This window comes from Brasilonema sennae CENA114, assembly GCF_006968745.1.
Taxonomy (GTDB): domain Bacteria; phylum Cyanobacteriota; class Cyanobacteriia; order Cyanobacteriales; family Nostocaceae; genus Brasilonema; species Brasilonema sennae.
This window is the reverse complement of the sequence record NZ_CP030118.1, coordinates 3,204,218-3,226,244: the sequence shown is the minus strand read 5'-3', so window position 1 is coordinate 3,226,244 and position 22,027 is coordinate 3,204,218. Positions and strand designations below refer to the sequence as shown.

Genomic DNA, 22,027 nt, shown 5'->3' with positions numbered 1-22,027 from the left:
GATGGAACAGTGTTCGATGTGCCTGCGCAGTGACGCTTTTTCAGGAATGATAAGTAATCAAACGAACTTAATATAAGAGGTTTCTTGAATAGAGCAATAGAGCAATCGCTCTACTTAACCTTGTATCTTAAGAACAGGGTAGCAAATTATGAGTCAGTAAGGCGATAAATTCAAATGCAGACAATCCACCTTAAGAACATCAAGACGCAACAACGCGCAGTCTTGGACAGGATTTCCAATTTAGCCTCAACTGCGACACCAAACACGATTCAAATACAAGAACTGACTCAAACCATAACTCAAGTTGTTGCAACGATTGAAAAAATCTGTGCCCAATCGCAAGCAACACCAGCTAATCTCACAAGGTGCTCACGTCACATTTATGCATGGATGAAGTTTTTGACTCATGAAAGCAACCTCCAACTTCACCTACAAACGACTTATAAAATAAAGCAAATTGCTCAAACGCTGTGTGAAACACATCAGCAACAGTTAGTCAATATTGTTGTTGAATTAACCCAAATAGCCGGGTTATGTAAATACAAACGTTCCTTAGTAGGTATGACTATTATCCTGAGTGAAGGTTTCATCAACGCTAGCGATGAAATCTTAGAAGCACTAGTGAAATTAGCTTTATTTGGGAAATGTCAACATAGTACAAGACTTATTAGAAATTATGCAGAAAGTGAAGAATACAGTTATGTCTTGACAGAACTTGATGTCATTACTGAAGTCGTTGTAGAAAATGCCAAAGGAAATTACTACGATCTCAATGAGTTATTTCATAAAGTCAATCATGAATATTTTGCTTCTTCTTTAATCAAACCACGTCTGATTTGGGGCAGGATTAACACTTATCGCAAATTTGGTCATTATGAGTCAGCAAGAGACAAGGTAATGATTGCTTTGACTCTTGATAATGCGAGTATTCCTGAATTCGTGGTAGAATTTGTTTTGTACCATGAACTGCTGCACAAGTACCACGGTGCAACATGGATAAATGGCAGAAGAATGGTTCACACAACAGAATTTCGTCGGGATGAACGTAAGTTTAAATTGTACAAAGAAGCTGAGGAATGGTTGAATAACTTGTCATCTTGTGACAAAAATCCCATTCCTTCGCTTTAGAAGTAAAATTTTTCACCTTCTTGTAACCACGTAGTTGCACTCTTGATAACTCACCTTACTTTTCTCACCTTATTCAACTGAAAAGTAGCTTAACTCAAACAGTATTTGCTCCTAATAACGCACATAGTGACCACGAATCCATACCCGACGACCATTTCGTCTTTCCCAATGTGCAGGAACCCATCGACGTCGATCATATCGGCTAGCTATGACCTCTTGTCGTACAGGTCTCGCGTGAAAGCCAGGATCTACGCGAATCTCTAATGCTGAAGCCTGTGTTGGTATGGAGGCGATCGCCAAGGGTAAAGCAAGCAACGTACCTACAATTATCTTTTTCATTAATAAACTTCCTTTGACCACTTTGATCAATTATCTTTGGTTCAATCGGCTTAAAAATTTAACCGATTTGATATCTATAGTAGGAATAGGAAGCTGTCATACAGTAGAGAAAATGTGACTGACTTGACTGTTACTTTATTACGATCCTAAGTGTGACTAATGTCATGGGTTACATTGAACAACAAGATTCCCGACTTCGCAAAAGTTGTCGGGAATCTGAGAACGCGCGATTTATGCGCTATGCGCAGGCTGCGCCAACACAAATCACAATAAAATCTTTCCCTCTCCTTAATAAGGAGAGGGATGCCCGATAGGGCAGGGTGAGGTTCCAAAGGATTTTGAGCGAGAATCGTAGCTTGGGTTAAACTAGCCTTGACTAACCAACAAACCCACAGGGAAGTGTTTCAGCGCTTCGCCAATCAGCAAAGTGCCATTAGCTTCAACAGTTTGCTCGCTGATTGCATCTTTCCACGAAGTGACTTGTGTAGGTAACTTCAAGGTCGTGTCATTCCAAATATCTTGTCCTAGCGGGTACTCTCCCGGTTGAATTAAGCTTGTAAAAAAGCGGGGAGCAATGGTAATAATCGTCTTATTTCCATCATTCCTTGCAAAGGCAATGATATTCTCTTTAAACTTGCCACTCACTTCTAAAGGTAAGTAGTCGCCTTGCTGAAAAACTTGTAAATATTCTGTCCTTGCTTTCAAACCTTGGACAACGAGGAACAGTTTAATTTTGGCATCTTCCTTATTAGCAAGTAACTCATCTATGAGCTTGAGAATATCTGTCAATGCGTGTTCCTTAATTGCTTTGAGATAAGATTCCCGAGTTTTAAAGTTAACCCGACGGCGATTATCAGGATCAACTAAGCTAAAATCCCATAGTTCAGTTCCTTGATAAAAGTCGGGAACTCCAGGCGAAGTAATTTTCAGTAGCGTTTGAGAAAGAGTATTGTAGATACCATTCTCAGCAACCCATCTTTGGAAAGGCAAAAATTCTTTTAAGAATGGATTGTCTTTCAAGGGTTCAAAAATTGCCGTGACAAAATCAGTAAAAGCATTTTCGTAAACGCTATTTTCTCGTAGCCATTCCGTATGAACTTTCGCTTCTCTGATAGCTTTAATCACATAATCTTTGACCCGTTCAATACAAGAGGGAAACTCTTCTTCATTAAATGGAAAGACTCCTACAAGTGCTTGATACAAAACATATTCATCATTCCTATCTGGCATTGTTAACTGGTCAACTGTCTTTCTGTGGGAACTATTAATTTCGCTCCACTTGCGAACTTGTTTTTCCCATTCCTCTGGAATTTCGGAAAGAACATTCAGCCTTGCCCTAGAATCTTCACATCGTTTAGTATCATGAGTAGAGGTAGTACTCATAGCACCAGACCATTGCTTGTGGCGTTTTTGATTAAACTCATGGAATTCTGAAGTACTAATACCAAAATGACTCGGTTCGCCACCGACTTCGTTTAAAGAAATAAAACGGTTATAAACATAGAAAGCAGTGTCTTCGACCCCTTTCGCCATCAATGGTCCTGTGTACTGTTGCACTCTCATGACAAAGTAAAGCCACTGGTCTTTCTCAGTTTGAGTAGTATCATCATCATATTCCAGCAACAGCAATTTTTCGATCAAGTTTAATTCATGGTTCAAGAATGGTGTGTGTGGTTTTGTCGCTTCAATCACTTCATGAACATAAGCGCGATCAATTTCAGAGATACCCTCTTTAGTAACGTAAGTCCGGTAAACAGGAAAGCGACTAAGGACTTCTGCAAGTGCTCGCTTTAAACCATTGATTGTAAAGTCATTTCCATACCGATGCTTACTCGCAATTTTCTTTAAAAGAGAAGTGATATTATCAATATCCCCGGCTAACGTTCTCTCTAGAATGAGGTGCTTTTTGTCGGGAACCATTTCCTCAAAAGATGTTGTTAGCCCTGTAAAACCTGAGTATATTTCAGTAAACTTATCTTCGTTTTCAGTTTTACAAAAAATTCCGTTGATGTAATTCAGATAATCATAGCCAGATGTACCTTGAACTGACCAGTCATTTGGTAAGTCTTCTCCAGGCTGTAAAATCTTTTCAACAGTAATATATGTATCTCCCGTCTTTTCTCTCAACCTGTCTAAATACTGTTTTGGATCGTATAAACCATCAATGTGGTCAATTCGCAAGCCTGTAAACTTACCTTCACTGACTAGCTTATTAATCAAATTATGAGTCTTTTCAAAAACCTTTAAATTTTCCACTCTGACTGATATCAACTCATTCACAGCGAAAAATCTTCTATAATTCATTTCTTCCGCCCCAACTTTCCAGTAACAGAGGCGGAAAAACTGTTCTGAAAGTAAACTTTCTAAAAGATCAAAGCTTTCTGCCTTTCCTGGTTCACCGTTAAAAAGTTGCAGATTTTCATCAATAAACGTTTTCACTTCCGGATTTTCTGTATACAATTCCCAAAGGAGTCCTTTGACAAAAGCTGCTTGGTCTTGTCTTTGCTGTGCTACTGTCTCTGAAGGAAGACTTTTTACTATATACAAGACACCAAGCAACCTCACAAATATCGGGTGCTCCCTTCCTAAAGCTTGAGCCAATTTATCTAAATTCTCACTCAACAAATTGGCGTATGATTCTAATTTAAGAGGAATCTTTAAACTAAAATAGTTAACGTTTAGTCCTGTCTCGTCATACTTAAGTTGAATGTCGCCATTTTCTAAACACTCTCCGTAAAAGTTGCCCAGTAATGGAGCCAGTATCGGTTCGTAGTTTATACCAAAAGGAGCATTCCAAGGAATATCAAAGTAATCAACATAGCTGGAATGTATACCGTATTCCAACACATCCATCAAATATTTATTTTGGCTATCATAACCCATGTGATTAGGGACAATATCCTGTAACCAACCGAGCTTATGCTGTTGTAATTCTTGGACTAAGCTTTCAAAAGCTTCTTGAGTTCCTAATTCTGGATTTAACTGAGTGGGATCAACAACGTCATATCCATGACTACTTCCAGGTCTGGCTTTGAAAATGGGAGAAGCGTAGAGGTCAGAAATTCCCAACTCTACCAGATAGTTTGTAATTGCTTTTGCGGCATCAAAACCAAATTCTGAATTGAATTGAATTCGATAAGTTGCTGCTGGAATCCGCATATAAATTATTCCTCGGGTATATGTCTAAGGAGCGTTTTTTTCGTATCCTGTTTATGCACTTAAAATCACTATAAGGGTTTTCAATTGAATCCAGTACATCAAAGAGTTAAACAACCACAGATATAAATACTCTCTGAGTAACTTGTCAGAGAATACGCAGGCTGTAGTAAATGAATTTGTCTTTCATTCGAGCCAGAACCCTTATAGATTTTTTAGTGAAAATTATCAGGCTTGGTTAAGCAAACAAGTCTCAGATATTACTTTCAGTTGTTGCACATTGCTATTTTTTATGGTAACGGTAAACTACGACATTGCCATTTTTCATGAGTATAAGAGAAAAAATTTCTTCAATTTTTTTCTGAAATTATTATAAGTTTAAATTTGACATCAATTTGATTGAAGTTGATTAAACTGAAATCTTGCACAATTCTCAATAACGCAACCACGCGAACGGCGATAAGCTGGAGGACTTGGGCGTTCGCGCTACAACGACCGACTCAGCACAAGTCAGTCGTTCGCGCAGCGTGTGGTTTGCGCATAGGCTTTAGCTTGTGTGTATCGCCTATAACTGAAGCTACACGATGTATTCCACCCAACACCATCAAGCGCTATAGTCATCACCTTCACACAATTAATTTTTTCATATGATTTTTCTGCTTTGGCGAATAGCACACTCAGACTAAAAACTACGTCAGCCTGCTAGTGAAAATCCCCCCAATAAAATTCCTGGCTACAGCGATGGCTGTAGTTCAAGCAATGACTATGATGGCTGTTATAGACTTTTGAGGGATATTGATGATGAGGGTACTGGTTACTGGTGTTGCTGGATTCATTGGCTATCACTTAGCACAACGTCTTGTGAAAGAAGGTGTCGAGGTGATAGGCATTGACAACTTAAATGACTATTATGATGTCAACCTAAAAAAAGCTCGTTTGGCGCAGCTTGACTCGCAGCCGGGGTTTACGTTTGAGTTTTTGGAGTTAAGCGATCGCCTTGAGGTTGCGAAACTCTTTCAAAACTACACTTTTGATTATGTCGTCAATCTTGCAGCCCAAGCAGGCGTACGCTACTCTTTACAAAATCCTTGGGTTTATATAGATAGCAATGTTACAGGCTTTGTTAACCTTTTGGAAGGATGCCGCCAAAGTCAAATCAAGCACTTAGTATTTGCCTCTTCAAGTTCTGTTTACGGCATTAACACCAAAGTTCCCTTCGCTGTCAATGATAATGTTGACCATCCTATTTCACTGTATGCTGCAACTAAAAAAGCAAATGAACTGATTGCCCATACTTATAGTCATCTTTATCACATTCCAACAACTGGGCTACGCTTTTTTACAGTTTATGGTCCCTGGGGAAGACCCGACATGGCATATTTTAAATTCGTAAAAGCGATACAACAAGGCAAGCCCATTGATGTCTACAATTTTGGTAAAATGCAGCGAGATTTTACATACATTGACGATGTTGTCGAGGGCGTCTTTCGGGTGATGCTTAAACCACCTCAACCCAAGATAGCCAACGTAGCAAACAGTCATGCTCCTTACAGGCTTTATAACATTGGTAACAATAACCCTGTGGAATTGATGACGTTCATTGAAGTGATAGAAAAGGCGCTTGGCAAGAAAGCCGTGAAAAACTTATTACCGATGCAACCGGGAGATGTTCCTGCAACTTATGCCGATGTAGATGACCTGATGCGTGATGTTGGATTTAAGCCCAGTACACCCCTCGAACAAGGTATAAATTGCTTTGTGCAATGGTATCAAGAGTACAAACAAGCTGAATAGAAAGTATAAATTTTTCATCTTTCATCTTTTATCTTCCAGTCATGCAGGGGGGCTATGCTCTTGATAACCCACTCTATGATCATTGGGGGAGCTTGTGATATCAAAATTCCAGGATAAACTGCCATTCCCCACTTCGGGTGGACTAATAAACGGCATTTGTTCTGAATAACCGGATAATGCAGTAAAGCTTTTACAGCTGCGGTATCATCGTGCAGAATTTTCCCTGGACGGGAAAGCAAAGGATAGCCAGTGCGGGGGTCGATTAGGTCTGTTAAATAATGGCGATCGCGCAGATTAAATGCCACATCACAGCCAAATCTCATAAACTTTTCCCGTAACCTTTGTTTTTCTGTCTCAATTTTCGGTGTACTTTCTACAAGTTCATATCTTGATTGCTGTAAAACAATCACCACCCACAAGAAAAGCTGTTTTTTCCAATCTGGTAATATCTGCTCGCGGTTGGCACAGATATACAGACTAGGAACATGAATTGAAATTTGAACTGCTTGTCCCCTTTTGCCAACCAAATTAATGGGACAGCCTCCAGCAGAAGTGTAAACTGTCGGATATTGCACTCAACTTTATTTGGTTTTTACAAGTTTTTGACATCGATCTTTTTTTTTGATGATAACTCTTAAATAGTCAAAATAAATATCAATTTTCCCTACTAGAAGAGATACTTTCAAGCTGTTTCTAGTATTATACTTATCTTTAATAAATCTTTAATCTTTCTTTTACCTTTTATGATAAGTTTTTTATTTTCACTTTGCTATAGCAGTCCTATTTGAATTGTGAGACACTCTTGCGCATCGAACTCACGTCAAAAGTAAGCCAGTTCTCGACTCAACACTGCTCGGGTTTTGCCCAAAAAACAAAAATGTGTAGGTTGGATCCAGTGAACGAAACCCGACATTTGGGACGCTTTGTTGGGTTTGACTTGGTTCTTCTCAACCTACTACTACAAATATTCTTAGTCAAAAGTGAGGCAGTCCTCGATTAGTAGTGCAACACACTAACTTTGACGGGTTGATGAGGTGAAAAAATCTTACTCTCCCCGTGCTTGCCTTAACCTGGCAATTTTGGGTTGTCAGAGCACTAGGTTTCCACGCTCTGGGGGGAAACCTGGGGAATGGGCGAACCCCAAGGGCGTGCTGCAAGAGCGTCGTAATTTCCGTGCGCTCATTTATCGGTTTTATGTGGATGATTTGCAATCGTCGGAATTGAGAATTCTGACTTGCGGCTTCAATCCAACTTTAAAGCATTCACCGGAACGTCATCCCAAGAATTAACTGTTCGCAACCGCGCCACCCACCCCCATGCCTTTTGCTCCTCAGTTAAATTTTGCTTAAATGACTCATGACAGTCTTTGGCTTGGGACTCGTTACAGCAAGCAATACAGGCATAAATCATTCCAGATGGATCAAGTTGTTCATTTACCCAGATAGTTCTCATGGCTCATTATCACCAAAACTGAAGCAGAAAAAGCAATATGCCATATAATGACGCAATTGCACAACAAATTTTTGAAATCTTCTGGAATTAATAGATAAATTATTGAAGCAGTTACAGGCAAAGGTTGTAGACGATACTCTAGGAAACAATCTATAAAATCTATGGGTATACTTTACTTGCCTGTCATTTTTACGAAATAAAGAACTAAAGAATATGGCACAAGATCCCAACGGAATTTGGATTTGGAAGCTTTCAGAGATTCGTGCTGATTATCTGGACAAGCTTGTTGAACGAAAAGTACAGCGTGTTTATCTTAAGGTTTTTGATGGAAAATATCAAGGTAAACCAACTTTTTGGAATTGGCAGTGTTCTCCAGAAATTATTCAGGAATTTAAGTCTCGTGAGATCGAAGTGTATGGATGGGGATATCACTATGGTACTGCTGATATTACTAGACAAATTGTAAAAGTTAGGCAAGCTCTTAACTGTGGACTGGATGGCTATATTGTTGATGTAGAAAAAGAAGTAGAAGATCCAAGCACACATACAAATCTAGACAAGCTTCTTTCTGCTGTGCGTATGATCGTCAAGGAAGGAACTTTAGGATATACAACTTTTGGAAATCCTCGACTCCACCCTAATGTTCCTTGGCAGATTTTGGATAAGTATTGCGACTTAGCGTTCCTACAAATCTATTTTGAGAAGTTCACTTTCAAACCCACGACTCCAGAAGAAGTTAAAGATTGTCTAGATGCTTACAAAAATTTGGGTTTGAAAAAACCAATCTTACCCGTTTGGGATTCGGAAAGTGATACAGCAAAACCTGCAACAGCCGCTGAACTTCAAGATTACCTGAATAACTATCCTGGCTCATCAATTTGGCGTATTCCCAAGGAAGGTGAACGTGGTGAAGCTTGGAATTTGACATATTCTGGCTTTGTATTACCAGTACTTAGACGTAATCTTCGTCAAGGAAGGATAGGAGATGATGTCAAGGCTGTGCAAAAAGTGCTGAATGCAAGAGGGTACAACGCAGGAAGCGCAGATGGAAATTTTGGTCCTCAAACGGAAGCTGCTGTCAAAGCATTTCAGAAAGCAGCCGGTTTAACTGTAGATGGAGAGCTGGGTAAACTAACTTGGACCACTCTTGGTGGTAAATTTGATGCATGATGGTAACAGACAGATTTCAGCCACACTAAGCTGAAATTTGTCTTGCGTGCCAAATATTTCTCAAATTGCCATATCAGTTTTTTTGAAATGCATAGAAATCAAGGTCAAGAATATAAAGGCAATATTCTAGTCGTTGATGATACACCAGACAACCTACGTCTGTTGTCAGCAATGCTGACTGCACAAGGTTATGAAGTTCGTAAAGCCTTAAATGGCAAAATGGGACTGATGGCGTGTCAAATGGTTTTGCCTGATGTCATTTTGCTAGATATTAACATGCCAGGAGTAAATGGGTATGAGCTTTGTCAGCAACTTAAGGATGACGAAAGAACTTGTGAAGTCCCAGTGATTTTTATTAGTGCTCTAGATGATGTGTTAGATAAAGTAAAAGCCTTTGATGTGGGAGGTGTAGACTATATAACTAAACCTTTTTCTGTGGCGGAAGTTATCTTACGAATTGAAAATCAGATTAACTTGCGTCTATTAGAAATTAAACTTCAAGAAAAAAATCTTTTGTTGCAAAATGCTCTTGACGATTTAAAAGCTGCTCAAGTTAAACAAATTCAAAATGAGAAGATGGTCGCATTGGGGCAATTGGTTGCCGGAATTGCCCATGAGGTGAATAATCCAATCAGTTTTATTTATGGCAATCTTGAATATGTTGGGCAATATATGCAAGAACTGGTCGGTGTGATTTCACTCTATCAGCAAGAATATCCACATTCGACACCAAAGATTGAGCAGATTGTTCAGGAGATAGACCTAAATTTTTTGATGTGTGACCTGAAAAACTTATTAGGTGCTATGAACAGAGGTGCCGATCGCATTCGGCACATTGTACTAGCGCTACAAAAATTTTCTCGGGTTGACGAAGCCCAGATGAAGTCGGTAAACATTCATGAAGGTATAGACAGTACTTTGGTGATGTTGCAGCATCGACTCAAGGAAACAACATATCGTTGTCCCATTGTTGTCGTAAAAGAGTATGACGACAATTTGCCGCCTGTCACTTGTTATGCTAGCGAACTGAACCAAGTGTTTCTGCATATCTTGAATAATGCGATCGATGCCTTGGAGTCAACACAGGCGCATAGTAAGTGGAAGATGTCGTCTTGTTCTGGTGGACAGATGAACACAAGTCTTAGTAGCGCAAGCCATCCAAAATTTCACCGAATAGGGGAAGATGAGCACAAGCTTTGTGATCAAGACATCTGCCAATGGGAAGATGGCCAAAAAATAAGACCATTACACTTTACCAACTCACCAACTCATGACGTTAGCTCCACAATTTGTCCTCCTGTGATTCGTATTCGTACAGAGTTGGCAGATGATAATACAGTCAAAATTAGTATCACTGACAATGGATTTGGTATGGATGAGTCAGTCCGATCAAGAACCTTTGACCCATTTTTTACGACAAAGCCTGTTGGTAAAGGCAGTGGACTGGGATTAGCAATCAGCCATCAGATTGTGGTACAAAAACATCAAGGGCAAATTAGTTGCAACTCCTTACCAGGAGAAGGAGCAGAGTTTATCATCGAAATCCCAGTCAAGCATCCAAATACATAATTAACTATTGAGTGACTATAAATACAATCAGCCTGTTCAACTGCTCAGCCTTTCACAACACAAGCAATATCTTAAGAAGACCACAGAGTAGGAACTCAGAATACATCACGGCAAGCGTTCTAAGGAGGAAACCTCCAAGACCGCGTTGCCTCCCGATAAATAAGCGTGGATTTGAACAAGGATGCCTCAACTTCAGTACTATGTATCTCGAAATATATCTTTATGTTTAAACACAGGAGCCAGTGCTGTGGGCGGTGAAACCAGTGCTGCGGGAGGGTTTCCCTCATCTGCCACTTCTGTGCCCAGAGCAGCGCCTTGCGGGGGTTCCCAAGGCACGTTTTCGGGGGAAGCTTCCCCCGAAAAGCTGCCGCCCCGTTGTAGGCGGAACGCCTTCGGGCAGGGTAGAATGTGGCGTCAGGCGACGGGCGTTCCCGATAGCCCTCCGGGTTCGCCAGTCGCCTGCGGAGGGAGACCCTCCCGCAGCGCTGGACTCACCGTAAGGCGTGGCCGTTCCCACTAGGGCGTTCGCCGTAAGGCGTGCGCTCTGCGCACACCCAAAGGGGTTTCCCGACTTGTAAGCGCAAGCGCACGAATCGAGCGAACGCGCAGCGTCTGGGCAGGAGATACGCGTAAGCGTGTCCCTTTGGGACTTACAAAGCAGCGTCTGGGCAGGAGTTAGCATCTGGCGTGGGCTTGTATCCTTTTTACTGATTCTGAGTACTGAGTTCTGTGTTCTGAGTTCTTTCTTCGGTCATCAAACTCCCAAAATACAGATTCTCAACAAAATCTCACGCAAGACTTGAAAACAAAAGTTTTCTCATTTGAAATAGAAAAAAATAATCATCAAAACTTTTGTGAGCCACCTCTTACATTTTTCCGTCCCATAGCATAATAGAGATGTGACTCATCTGCTAGACCCTTTACGATCCCTCAAACAAGGTCACTGGTTCAAGCTCATCTGCGGGGCCAGCTACCAACATCTGCCTGCGGTTAGAAGTTTAACACTAGCCTACACTTTGGCTGGCGCTGACTGCATAGATGTTGCCGCTGATCCAGCTGTTATTGCCGCAGCCAAAGAAGGGCTGCAAGCTGCCTCTGCCTTATCAGAGGTTGCTGGGCAGCAAGGATTTGGCTTGCCTGGAAGGTCTCCCCTGTTGATGGTTAGTCTCAACGACGGGGAAGATCCACATTTCCGCAAAGCTGAGTTTAATTCTACAGAATGCCCCAAGGAATGTGATAGACCATGTGAAAGGATTTGTCCAGCCCAAGCAATTGTTTTTAATAGTATAAAAAACGAATCATCAGGGATTATATCACAAAAATGCTACGGGTGTGGTCGTTGCATACCCATTTGTCCATACGATATAATTTATACAAGGTCATATGTATCAACGCCAGGAGCGATCGCACCATTGATCCTGTCATCAGGAGTAGATGCCGTAGAAATTCATACAAATGTTGGGCGTTTGACAGAATTTACAAGATTGTGGCAAGCGATTTTACCTTGGGTTGAGCGTTTGAAGTTAGTCGCCATCAGTTGTCCAGATGGAGACGGTCTGATTGACTATCTTCACGCCCTTTATAACGTAATTGCCCCCATACCGTGTGCTTTAATTTGGCAGACTGACGGTCGTCCGATGAGTGGGGATATTGGTGATGGTACCACTCAGGCCGCCGTCAAGTTAGGGCAAAAAGTCTTGGCAGCTAAATTACCGGGATATGTGCAATTAGCTGGTGGAACCAACAGCTACACTGTTGCCAAGTTGAAGGCAATGGATCTTCTGAAGAGAGCGGGGGAAGCTTATTCCTCTTCGTCCTCTTCCTCCTCTTCCATTGCTGGTATCGCTTACGGTAGTTACGCCCGGGTACTACTGTCACCAATTCTTGAGCAATTAGAAGCAAGGGAGGTGAAAAATGCTTATGTTCAAACAACTGTCCGCTTAGAAGAAGAACCAGAATTGCTCGCTCAAGCGGTTTCGCTTGCACATTCTCTCGTTTCCCAGCTCAAGTCACAGCAGTAGGGAACACTGTTCCCGATTCGCGCGTTGCGGACACTTTCTGGTGGCGGGGTGATCCTCCTCGTACTACAAGTGTCCAAGTATCTCTAAAAAACGTCACCATAAAAAGCATGACGATTAAAGACGATCTTCAAAAATTGTTGGACATTTTACCCCAAGATTTGCAGCAGATACTAGAAAAGCATCCTCAACGAGATAGCCTAGTAGAAGTGGTCTTGGATTTGGGTCGTCGTCCTGAAGCTCGCTTTCCCAATCAAGCAGAGTATCTGGGCGAAACACCGGTTACGCAAGAACAGATAGATGATTGCATCAAGAGAGTGGGAACCTTTGGCGCGGATAATCGGGCAGGAATTGAGCAAACCCTGCACAGAATTAGTGCCATCCGCAACCGCAGTGGTAAGATTATCGGCTTAACCTGTCGTGTTGGTCGGGCAATATTCGGCACAATTGGCATGATCCGCGATTTGGTAGAAACTGGAAAATCAATTCTCATGCTAGGACGCCCTGGTGTGGGTAAAACCACTGCACTACGGGAGATTGCCCGTGTTTTAGCGGATGATTTCCACAAGCGAGTAGTCATAATTGACACTTCTAACGAAATCGCCGGAGATGGTGACGTTGCCCACCCCGCGATCGGTCGCTCACGGCGGATGCAAGTGGCTCATCCAGAACAACAGCATCAAGTGATGATTGAAGCTGTGGAAAACCATATGCCAGAAGTCATCGTTATTGATGAAATTGGTACAGAACTGGAAGCCTTAGCAGCTCGTACTATTGCCGAACGAGGTGTCCAGTTGGTAGGAACTGCTCACGGTAATCAGATTGAAAACCTGATCAAAAATCCGACGCTTGCTGACTTGGTTGGTGGTATCCAGGCTGTGACACTGGGAGACGATGAAGCCAGACGGCGAGGAACTCAAAAGACAGTTTTAGAACGCAAAGCACCTCCCACTTTCGAGATTGCGGTGGAAATGTTAGAACGGCAACGCTGGGTAGTTCACGACAGCGTCGCTGACACAGTTGATACTCTCCTACGGGGGCGTCAGCCTAGTCCGCAAGTTAGAACTGTGGATGACAATGGCAATGTGAACGTCACTCGTCAGCTTACCGCAATCAACGGTCGTGGACAAACACTCGGTGGAGAAGAATCTTTCCCAGCACCAGCACGACAAACAAACGGCTGGCGTGCTACTGGGCAAATGATACCCCTACCGACATTGTCTGGTCAACAAAGCCAAAAGAGTTCTGGAGTTAGTGAGTTTGACCGCTTACTCGATGAATCCTTTAATGGTTTTGATGGCTTTGATTTCGACTCCACCACTACTAGACATGCAGGACCTAACGGCGAAGATTTGCCACTGCACGTATATCCCTATGGCGTTAGCCGGAGCCAATTGGAACAGGTAGTTGGGGTTCTTTCTTTACCAGTAACATTGACAAAAGATCTTGATAGTGCTGATGCTATATTGGCGTTGCGATCGCACGTCAAAAACCACGCCAAATTACGGCAAATGGCTAGAGCACGTCAAATACCAATTCATATGATCAAGTCCAGCACTCTACCGCAGATTACCCGAGGCTTGCGGCGGTTGCTGAATATGGACGATCCGGAAGTTAACGACGATCGCGAAATGCAACTGTTTCTCCACAGCGCCAGTGATGATGAAATGGACGCGCTGGAAGAAGCAAGACTTGCTGTAGAGCAAATCGTGATTCCCAAAGGACAGCCAGTCGAATTATTGCCCCGTTCTCCTCAAGTGCGGAAAATGCAGCACGAATTGGTAGAACACTATCGGCTGAAATCTAATAGCTTTGGGGAAGAACCAAATCGGCGTTTGCGGATCTATCCGGCTTAAAACAGTGAACAGTGAACAGTGAACAAGGGGTGGACGAGTCCGTTTCCTACCTGATAACTGATAACTGTAAAAAAGCAATAAGTGACAGGTTACAGTTCCCCTGTACCCTGTCACTTGTCTTCTAAAATCTCTGTTTACTCAGATCTTGCATCTGCTTTTTAGTCCGCCAAAAAATCAATTTCTTGGCTCAAAATCAAAGTTCGTTAAAACGGACTGGGTAAGCCTTTGAGTCCGTTTTAACGGACTTGATCTATTAGCCTTGAACTTTAGTTCAAGGCGTACTCACCGGTAAAGTGCAAGATTTGAGTTTACCCGTTTATCTGCCTAGTTTGCTTTGTCCTTTATACTAGTCCTTTACACTATCAGCAGTCCTTTCAGCAGTATCTGGGTACACCTTACCCAAGTCTTTTACAGCTTCAGCTGATTGTCCTGCAATTCTTTTGGCACGTTCAGCAGGAGCACCTTCGGTTTCCCGAGCTTCTTTAAACCATTCTCCTACTGTTTGCGGTCTGTCGGAAGAGTTCCGCTCTAGGGCTTGGTTAACTCTGTTGGTTAAATTTTTGTCACTACTCTCATTAGTAACATTTGTTGTCAGCACTAGCAACCCAGCTAGAACCACAGCGAAAAAACGTTTTACCTGAAGTTGGTTAAATAGAGAATTGATCTGAGCAAATGCCTTAGAAATCAAATTTATCATTACAAGACTCCATTCGTTAATTTTCAACACTTTTTACAGTTTCAGAACCGGAGCAAACTCGCCTCAATCACAGGTTGGCTCCGGAAAAGGAGTCAAAATCAACCTATCTTCAAGCGAATGAGCCGTCCTGAATATAAGTCAAGACTAGCTGTAAAAACGTAATTATTCTTCTAACAGAAGTCATAGGTTGTTTATGGACAATATAAGACTATGTGCGGATTTGCTGGGACACAACTCAAGCAGTATATTTGATCTCCTGGTTAAGATACGTTGGTTTTTTCTGGATTTTGGGGTTGCGACTTTCTGGCAACGAAGCGAGAGTTGAACCTCACCCTGCCCTATCGGGCATCCCTCTCCTTAGTAAGGAGAGGGAAAGATTTTAGCGCCGATTCAAGCGAGGGTGAGGTTTTGAGTGAGATGTGTACACCACGGTAGCCCAAGAGATTGAGTTAGCAGAACAACGAAAAAGAGATTATTTAAGCAGGAAGCAAAATGATGAGTGATGTAGAGAAATACATTGCCAGACGCAAGCAAACCGATCCGGAGTTTGGTAAAGATTTTGAATCTGGATTTTCCAGTTTTAAAATTGGGGTGCTGCTGGCGCAAGCAAGAATTGAAGCGGGAATCACACAAGAAGAATTAGCACGTCGGTTAAATTTGCATGAATCTATAATTATCAGAATCGAAAACGATGGATCTGATGTTGGTATCTCTACTTTAGAAAGATATGCGAATGCCTTGGGGAAGAAACTTTATGTAGAAATTCAATAAGTGCGTAGATGCAAAATGACTGGGAAGCAACGAACCAAGAAATAGAAGAAGTGGCGTGCAAGTTTATCTTCGCGAATTGTTATAACCCACAATTCGCCAGCATCGTACTACAAGCACAAGAAGAAGATCCAAATTGGATGCAGTGCCAGGTAACGAAAACGTAGAAACCGTAATACTTCGTGGAAAATCACTTGCTTGCGAATCTTTACAATTCTGTGTGAGCCTTATATGTTACAGTTTACAAGTCTGGACGCGAGAAAAGAGATCTGGCCATAAGTCTTCATTCTTCTTCACCCCCCTAAAACCCCAAACAGGGAGATGTCCTTGGGGGGCTTTTGTGGAGAAGGTTAATTCATTGTAATACAGCCACTCTTTCTTCCAAGGCATTCCTTTGCGCCAACCCACGCGATCGCCAAACTTTTCATAGTCTTTACCCACACTTTCCCAAACACGCTTTTGCACACTAAAGCCAAAGCGCCCACTACTGTATTTTACCCAAAGTTGGTCAATTGTGCGGAGGTCAGTGCAGGGAAAGTTTTTGATGGATTCGATATCCAGCCAGCTTTCTATTTCTCTGCCAGCTGCCTTGAGCATGAAAGTAACAGTTTCGAGATCCGCTTCTTTCCACTGTCCTGCTTTTAGCAAATTTCGTAATTTGGTGTAGTTTACACCGCGTTCACTGCTGAGGTCATCACCTGAATCATCTCGTTGATTTTGCGGGGTGTTTTGAGTTTTAATAACTTCTGGGTTTCTCAGTTCTTGGGTAGTGGGGACTTCTTTGTTCGGTTCACTACTGAGGTCATCGCTTTGACTTTGTGGGATCACCTTCAGAGTTGGCACTGGCTTGTGCCCAGTTATGCCCCAAATAAGCTGTTCCATTGGATCGGGTTCTTGCTGGCGAAAATCAACCCAATGAAAACTCTTTATAAATCTAGGAACGCTGTTTATAAGTTCTTGAGGACAATCAGGCAATATAACCAACCCCATGCGAAGCTGGCGGCTAGCGAATTCAACCAAAAACTCTCGCATTTCAATATTTGCCCACGGTCCTACTCCTGATGAACCAATGAATACGGCTACAGCCTTTATCTGAGGAATAATTTCTTCTAGTTGATCTTGCCAAGGTCTAAACGGCTCAAAATCATACTTATCCAGCCAAGCTAAAATACCTTGCTGCTTTAGCTGAGCCCTAATTCTTTCTACTTGTTGTTTTTCTTTGCTGTTGTGACAAAGGAAGACTTCATAATCTTGGGATGTGGTCATATCTCAGCTTTTCCCCACTACTGTTCTACACCAGCAATGATTGCCAAAGCATTTGCATATTGTTCCAAATCCCTTCTCAACGCTTCCAACTCATACCGCAAATTCGCTTCTTGCGACCAATTGCGCTCATGCTCTTTTAGACTCAGGTGAGGAGGACGCTGTGCTTCCCATGTCTGCAACAGTGGATGCCATTTGGCAAGAAAAGGACGCAAACCCTTATTCAGCACCGCTATAGCAATACCTCCCACTGACTCACGCGATGCACCAACATCTGGTCCAGCTTGTTTGAGGACTTCCCGTGTGATGCCAAATAAACTATATAAAGATGTCAGCGCTTCACGCAACAGTCCTTCGTCAATTTCCAGAGGTTGAACAGCAATCCGGGTAACAAGTTCAACATACAACGACCATGCAGCCCGACGTTCTGTTGGATCGGCTTGCCATTCAGCGGAACCGATGCCAAAGGGAAGGCTGACAGAGACTTTTTTTAGTTTGGCGGGGTCTATTCTAGGCATGAGTTTGTTGTCACTATATATATAGTTGCTTGTTTTAAGTTTTAACAACTTTCCGCTTGCCATAGTTGGCGCGGCTGCAGGAAATTCTGTTTAATAAGTGAATAATTCTATATTACATACAGCTTGCTAGGTGTGAATTCCGGGTGAGTAGGAACAAAACCCAATCTTCAAAATTTTTCCCTCTCCTTAATAAGGAGAGGGATGCCCGACAGGGCAGGGTGAGGTTCCGAGTTTTGAGTCATTTGATGAGTTGTGTATACACCGTAGAAATTACCTCACCCCTGCCCCTCTCCTTATAAAGGAGAGGGGTGCCCGACAGGGCGGTTTTGCCAAAATTTAGGGTGATTCAATGAGTTGTGTGTAAATACAACTATATCCAAAAAAAACCCCGATCTTGTCGGGGTATGCTGTGCTTTTATTTATGCAGCGTATTCCAGTGTTGTATTGTATTTTCATTTGAAGAAAACAATTTCACACCATCCTAAAGGAGTAAAACGTAAATATGTAACTGAATATACATATTTTTTTCAAGATGAAAGTTTAAGAAAAAAGCCGAAATTGTTTACGAAAAACTAGATTCAAATTTAAAAAATAGCCTGAATGACTAAATCCTATCAATTATAAAAAACCCCGAGCATGTCGGGGATGAAGGTCTTTGCCAAAACAGGTTTCCTGTGACGTTTCTATTTTGATCTATAAACAAGCTCTCGCACCCCATCCAAAAGATAGAAAGCTGAAAATCGTGATGGTGTATACATGCTGTTAGTTTATAATTTTTTATTTAATAAGTCATGAAGTAAGGTTTACGATGAAACGTTAATTACCCTACTATTAAGCAAGAAATTCTTCCAAGCTTGGTACATTTACCCAACTTGAACTGTTATTAGATTCATGGGATAAATCCATTAATAACTGAGAGTAAATTCCTTCTCGTAAGGATGGAACGATTTGTTTTTTGGATTCAATTCCTTGCACCCATTCATCTACAACTCTCACAAACGCAGAAATACGACCATCAGAGTGATTTTCTGGAAACAATAACCGATTGGGAATTTCAATTTCAGTTAATGTTTTACCTGGTTGAGAAGACAAAACACGAAACCCATGTACGTAATCTTTTTGATTTTCACTTCCTAATACTAAAGTCGCGCGATCGCCATACACTTCTATCCAATGAGTACGCGATGCATGAACCACAGCACTGATAGAAACTTGACAAGGTGTCCCATCTGCCAACTCTAACATCAGCATACAGGTGTCATCGGTTTCTACGGGCTTTAATTCTCCAGTGTTGGAGTCTAGTCGTTCGGCGATCGCCGTAGTGAAATGGGCGTTTAACTTGCGTACAGGACCAAACAGCCAATGAATATAATCAAAAGTGTGAGAACCCAAAGATCCCAATGCACCGCCTCCTTGGTCTTTACGAGAATACCAGTTCCAAGGGCGTCCAGCATCAGCACGAGAAGAACCTAGCCAATCAATTCTAATCAAACGCTTTGAACCCACATAACCTTGTGACAACAGTTCCGAAAATAATTGCCATCCTGGTACAAACCGAAATTCAAAATCTACAACTGCAATCACGCCTGCTTTTTGGGCTAACTGGTAAAGTTCTTTAGCTTCGGCTGCATTTAGAGTTGTGGGTTTTTCGATTAATATATGTTTTCCTGCTTGCAGCGCTGCTTTTGCCATTTCGTAATGCAAAAATGGCGGTGTGGAAATGCTTACTGCTTGGACTTCTTGCAGCCTAACGATATCTGTGATGGTGTTGCAGGCGTGAGGAATATTGTAGGATTGTGCGATCGCTTTAGCTTTATTTAAATCTTGGTTATATACAGCAACGATCTGTGTCTGAGGATGAGCCAGAAATCCAGGAATATGGACTTTCTGACCAAATCCCGTGCCAATAACAGCAACGCCAATCACAGTTAAATTAATTCCTTTTTGTATTTTTCTGGGTTATTATACCATTAACAGGGAACAGGGAACAGTGAAGGAGTCAGGAGTCAGAAGTCGGAATTCTTTATTTCTTCCTTCTGAATCAAGAATTGCTGTATTCTGAATTCTTCTTCAAACTGATAACTGATAACTGTTAAGCTGTAGCGAGTTTGTTGCTTTGAAAGCGCTCAAATGGATTGAAACCAGGTTGAATTTGTGCTGTAAAGTTGACTCCTGCCCAATCATGTGCAGTTTCTTCGTGATGGTAAAGCATTCGAGTTAGCAGATTTTCCCAGTTATGTGAGGGAAGCTGACGCAATAAATCGGTAAAGTTGTAGAATGCATCCAACACCGTGAAGCTGGCTTCGCGCACATGAGGTGGACGAGACAGAACTAACGAGTCCCGTTGGACAAAAAATGCGTCGTGGGGAATGACTGCATCTACAGTTCGCATGAGATAATTTTCAATTGCTGGGACTTCCTGACGGGAACGGATGTCAGTCGCCACGACTAGCATGTCAAGACCAAAGTTTTTGGCGTGTGCGAGAAAATCTCCTGCATTGCTGACTGACTTGCGCGTTGGTTTGACAACATAGATATTTCTGTCGAACAAGCTTGGTAAGGGTGAAGCGAAAACATCTTTCCCTGCTGACATATCAACAATAATCGCCTCGTTGTGATCTTCCCAAACGTGCTTTAAGAAAATCTCAATCGCCCCTGTTTTGCTATGAAAGCACTTCTTGCGATAATCGTCTTGTGTAAAATCACCAACCCGAATCAATTCAACTCCATCAATGAGAGTGACATAGCGTTCGCGCCACTCGGCTGGTTCTCTTAACCGCAACAAACGCGATCCTTCCCCAGGCGGAGTTGTTTTTATCATGGGTAAATCAGCAGTAATTCTCGGATTGGTACCAGCAAAGTAAGAACGCAACCAATCTAAATCATTACCAATATCTCGTGCAGTTCCCAAATCTCCCCGCTGCATTTCGACGGGCGTTGCACCCAGTTCTTCAGCTAGATGCAAATTGTGATCGCCATCAATACCTAAAACTTGGAAGTCACAGAAATAGTTCAGAAATTGCAGAAGGCAGGTACTAATAGTGGTTTTTCCACTTCCTCCTTTGCCATAAACAGCTAATCTCATCGTTTAGTTTGTTTTGTCCTAGTTTTTGATTCACAACGATATTGGATCTTATTCTCAAATGTTCAATTCGGAAACAGTGCTGGGGAAACTTTTCTATACAAGTATTAAGAGTGACGTAAGTAACAATGACAATCAGGTTTTTCAATAAGTGACTCTACCAAAGAATTCAGGACAGTCGCAGCTAACAAGCCGCCTCCCAAAGTTCCTTCAACTGTAATAAAAGGTACGCATGATTGCATCAATTGTCGCTTAGCAGCTGGAGCATGACTAAAGCCAATGGGCATACCAATGACTAGCGCTGGTTGAATTTCTTGGTTTTGAATGGCTTTACATACAGAAAGCAGCACACTAGGAGCATAGCCAATCACCAACACACAACCTGGGGAGACTTGCTGTAATTTTTCCTGCCATTTTTGATCCTGCCAAAATGCTTTTTCTGCTTCTGTGGCTGTCGTAATATGAGAGTTATCAATCAACGTTTCTACCGGACATCCCAAATGAGCTAACCGAGTTGTATCCAACGCAGCAGCTACCGTTGGAATATCCGCAACTATCTGACAGCCGGATTTGAGGACTTCACGACTTGTGGCGATCGCCCGATCACTCAACCTGACAAACGACGCTAAACTAACATCTCCACAAGCTAAAACCAGGTTTGAGATCAAGTCTTGTTCAATTTCAGAACGGCTAGAAAACTCAGGTAGCAAGCGTTCCAAGGATTCTGCAAAAGCTTCTGGATGAGCATGAACTTGAGCATCCAACCCATTCCAGAGTTTTTCCAGTCCGCCGAGTCCTGTTTGAGTATCTACCTCCAGTAGCTTGAGTTGTGCCAAAACTTCAGCTTGGATGATTTCACAATCGCGATCGCGCCCTAGTAACCCTTCCAATGCAGATGCTGTTTGCCGTAGTTGTGAAATTTGCTGTATGACTGCGCGATATTGTTGCTGCAGTTGCGTCATCAAACTAGCAGTTGTGTCTTCTTCTGGTTCCACTTCCAGTATTTGGCGGATGTGGTTGAGTTGAAACCCTTGCTGCTTGAGTGCGACGATGCGTTGTAACCTGAGAACGTCTTTTTGGGTGTAGAGGCGGTAGTTGCTGGGCGATCGCACTGGTTGAGGAAGTAACCCCAGTTGATGGTAATGGCGAACCATCCGCGGAGTCATCCCGCCTCCCACTGCTTGAGTGAATTCTTTGATAGTCAGTGTTGTCATACC

At 42.2% G+C, this 22,027-nt stretch carries 19 protein-coding genes; 8 read left to right on the top strand and 11 right to left on the bottom strand.

The genetic code is table 11. From position 1 onward, the window contains the following. Positions 1–174 precede the first annotated feature (174 nt). Positions 175–1,128: a M48 family peptidase gene (locus tag DP114_RS13705; RefSeq protein ID WP_246163173.1), complete on the top strand. Its 954-nt coding sequence runs from the start codon at positions 175–177 to the stop codon at positions 1,126–1,128. Between the two features lie 111 nt (positions 1,129–1,239). Here the strand turns inward: DP114_RS13705 and DP114_RS13700 are convergent, their stop codons facing one another. Continuing rightward, entirely contained in the window at positions 1,240–1,467 is a 228-nt protein-coding gene (locus DP114_RS13700) for a hypothetical protein (protein ID WP_169267218.1), read from the bottom strand. Between the two features lie 366 nt (positions 1,468–1,833). Further along, positions 1,834–4,626, bottom strand: coding sequence for a malto-oligosyltrehalose synthase (gene treY / locus DP114_RS13695; RefSeq protein ID WP_171976345.1), 2,793 nt, complete (start codon positions 4,624–4,626; stop codon positions 1,834–1,836). A 798-nt stretch (positions 4,627–5,424) separates the two neighbouring features. Between treY and DP114_RS13690 the strand changes: the two genes are divergently transcribed. Then, positions 5,425–6,417 carry an NAD-dependent epimerase gene (locus tag DP114_RS13690; RefSeq protein ID WP_171978189.1) on the top strand — a complete coding sequence of 331 codons (993 nt, stop codon included), beginning with the start codon at positions 5,425–5,427 and terminating at the stop codon, positions 6,415–6,417. A 14-nt stretch (positions 6,418–6,431) separates the two neighbouring features. Here DP114_RS13690 and DP114_RS13685 read toward each other — a convergent pair whose 3' ends face one another. Further along, positions 6,432–6,992: a methylmalonic aciduria and homocystinuria type D protein gene (locus DP114_RS13685; RefSeq protein ID WP_171976344.1), complete on the bottom strand. Its 561-nt coding sequence runs from the start codon at positions 6,990–6,992 to the stop codon at positions 6,432–6,434. A gap of 667 nt (positions 6,993–7,659) precedes the next feature. Next, complete coding sequence (locus DP114_RS13680) at positions 7,660–7,869, bottom strand: glycogen debranching protein (protein ID WP_169267215.1); 210 nt, start codon at positions 7,867–7,869, stop codon at positions 7,660–7,662. 213 nt (positions 7,870–8,082) lie between these two features. On the opposite strand from DP114_RS13680, the gene DP114_RS13675 reads away from it, so the two are divergent. Next, positions 8,083–9,039 carry a peptidoglycan-binding domain-containing protein gene (locus tag DP114_RS13675; RefSeq protein WP_169267214.1) on the top strand — a complete coding sequence of 319 codons (957 nt, stop codon included), beginning with the start codon at positions 8,083–8,085 and terminating at the stop codon, positions 9,037–9,039. Between the two features lie 87 nt (positions 9,040–9,126). Then, on the top strand, positions 9,127–10,608 hold the full coding sequence (locus tag DP114_RS13670; RefSeq protein ID WP_171976343.1) for a hybrid sensor histidine kinase/response regulator: 1,482 nt from the start codon (positions 9,127–9,129) through the stop codon (positions 10,606–10,608). Between the two features lie 198 nt (positions 10,609–10,806). Here the strand turns inward: DP114_RS13670 and DP114_RS13665 are convergent, their stop codons facing one another. Continuing rightward, complete coding sequence (locus tag DP114_RS13665; RefSeq protein WP_171976342.1) at positions 10,807–10,944, bottom strand: hypothetical protein; 138 nt, start codon at positions 10,942–10,944, stop codon at positions 10,807–10,809. Positions 10,945–11,507: 563 nt separating this feature from the next. Between DP114_RS13665 and ldpA the strand changes: the two genes are divergently transcribed. Further along, positions 11,508–12,629, top strand: a complete 1,122-nt coding sequence (gene ldpA / locus DP114_RS13660; protein ID WP_171976341.1) for a circadian clock protein LdpA — start codon at positions 11,508–11,510, stop codon at positions 12,627–12,629. A gap of 107 nt (positions 12,630–12,736) precedes the next feature. Beyond that, the gene (locus DP114_RS13655) at positions 12,737–14,482 is read left to right on the top strand and encodes a R3H domain-containing nucleic acid-binding protein (RefSeq protein WP_171976340.1); all 1,746 of its coding nucleotides are present in this window, start codon (positions 12,737–12,739) and stop codon (positions 14,480–14,482) included. Positions 14,483–14,828: 346 nt separating this feature from the next. Here the strand turns inward: DP114_RS13655 and DP114_RS13650 are convergent, their stop codons facing one another. Further along, positions 14,829–15,179, bottom strand: coding sequence for a hypothetical protein (locus tag DP114_RS13650; RefSeq protein WP_171976339.1), 351 nt, complete (start codon positions 15,177–15,179; stop codon positions 14,829–14,831). A gap of 492 nt (positions 15,180–15,671) precedes the next feature. Between DP114_RS13650 and DP114_RS13645 the strand changes: the two genes are divergently transcribed. Together DP114_RS13645 and DP114_RS13640 are read left to right on the top strand one after the other, a co-directional pair. Further along, on the top strand, positions 15,672–15,950 hold the full coding sequence (locus DP114_RS13645) for a helix-turn-helix domain-containing protein (RefSeq protein WP_246163171.1): 279 nt from the start codon (positions 15,672–15,674) through the stop codon (positions 15,948–15,950). 8 nt (positions 15,951–15,958) lie between these two features. Then, positions 15,959–16,114, top strand: a complete 156-nt coding sequence (locus tag DP114_RS13640; protein WP_169268953.1) for a hypothetical protein — start codon at positions 15,959–15,961, stop codon at positions 16,112–16,114. Between the two features lie 67 nt (positions 16,115–16,181). Here the strand turns inward: DP114_RS13640 and DP114_RS13635 are convergent, their stop codons facing one another. The 5 genes from DP114_RS13635 to DP114_RS13615 form a co-directional block, all read right to left on the bottom strand. Next, on the bottom strand, positions 16,182–17,213 hold the full coding sequence (locus DP114_RS13635) for a GUN4 domain-containing protein (protein WP_169268954.1): 1,032 nt from the start codon (positions 17,211–17,213) through the stop codon (positions 16,182–16,184). Between the two features lie 17 nt (positions 17,214–17,230). Next, entirely contained in the window at positions 17,231–17,728 is a 498-nt protein-coding gene (locus tag DP114_RS13630) for a hypothetical protein (protein WP_169268955.1), read from the bottom strand. 831 nt (positions 17,729–18,559) lie between these two features. Further along, positions 18,560–19,654, bottom strand: coding sequence for a Gfo/Idh/MocA family protein (locus DP114_RS13625; protein ID WP_171976338.1), 1,095 nt, complete (start codon positions 19,652–19,654; stop codon positions 18,560–18,562). A 166-nt stretch (positions 19,655–19,820) separates the two neighbouring features. Further along, a complete protein-coding gene (locus tag DP114_RS13620) occupies positions 19,821–20,813 on the bottom strand; it encodes a nucleotide-binding protein (protein WP_171976337.1) in 993 nt (330 codons plus the stop codon). Between the two features lie 104 nt (positions 20,814–20,917). Continuing rightward, on the bottom strand, positions 20,918–22,024 hold the full coding sequence (locus DP114_RS13615) for a precorrin-8X methylmutase (protein ID WP_171976336.1): 1,107 nt from the start codon (positions 22,022–22,024) through the stop codon (positions 20,918–20,920). Positions 22,025–22,027: the final 3 nt, after the last annotated feature.

Coding starts and splice junctions, on each gene's coding strand:
- DP114_RS13700 (WP_169267218.1), bottom strand. CDS start 1,467: ATGAAAAAGATAATTGTAGGTACGTTGCTTGCTTTACCCTTGGCGATC.
- DP114_RS13615 (WP_171976336.1), bottom strand. CDS start 22,024: ATGACAACACTGACTATCAAAGAATTCACTCAAGCAGTGGGAGGCGGG.
- DP114_RS13690 (WP_171978189.1), top strand. CDS start 5,425: ATGAGGGTACTGGTTACTGGTGTTGCTGGATTCATTGGCTATCACTTA.
- DP114_RS13705 (WP_246163173.1), top strand. CDS start 175: ATGCAGACAATCCACCTTAAGAACATCAAGACGCAACAACGCGCAGTC.
- DP114_RS13645 (WP_246163171.1), top strand. CDS start 15,672: ATGATGAGTGATGTAGAGAAATACATTGCCAGACGCAAGCAAACCGAT.
- DP114_RS13675 (WP_169267214.1), top strand. CDS start 8,083: ATGGCACAAGATCCCAACGGAATTTGGATTTGGAAGCTTTCAGAGATT.
- treY (WP_171976345.1), bottom strand. CDS start 4,626: ATGCGGATTCCAGCAGCAACTTATCGAATTCAATTCAATTCAGAATTT.
- DP114_RS13635 (WP_169268954.1), bottom strand. CDS start 17,213: ATGACCACATCCCAAGATTATGAAGTCTTCCTTTGTCACAACAGCAAA.
- DP114_RS13650 (WP_171976339.1), bottom strand. CDS start 15,179: ATGATAAATTTGATTTCTAAGGCATTTGCTCAGATCAATTCTCTATTT.
- DP114_RS13655 (WP_171976340.1), top strand. CDS start 12,737: ATGACGATTAAAGACGATCTTCAAAAATTGTTGGACATTTTACCCCAA.
- DP114_RS13630 (WP_169268955.1), bottom strand. CDS start 17,728: ATGCCTAGAATAGACCCCGCCAAACTAAAAAAAGTCTCTGTCAGCCTT.
- DP114_RS13620 (WP_171976337.1), bottom strand. CDS start 20,813: ATGAGATTAGCTGTTTATGGCAAAGGAGGAAGTGGAAAAACCACTATT.
- DP114_RS13680 (WP_169267215.1), bottom strand. CDS start 7,869: ATGAGAACTATCTGGGTAAATGAACAACTTGATCCATCTGGAATGATT.
- DP114_RS13640 (WP_169268953.1), top strand. CDS start 15,959: ATGCAAAATGACTGGGAAGCAACGAACCAAGAAATAGAAGAAGTGGCG.
- DP114_RS13670 (WP_171976343.1), top strand. CDS start 9,127: ATGCATAGAAATCAAGGTCAAGAATATAAAGGCAATATTCTAGTCGTT.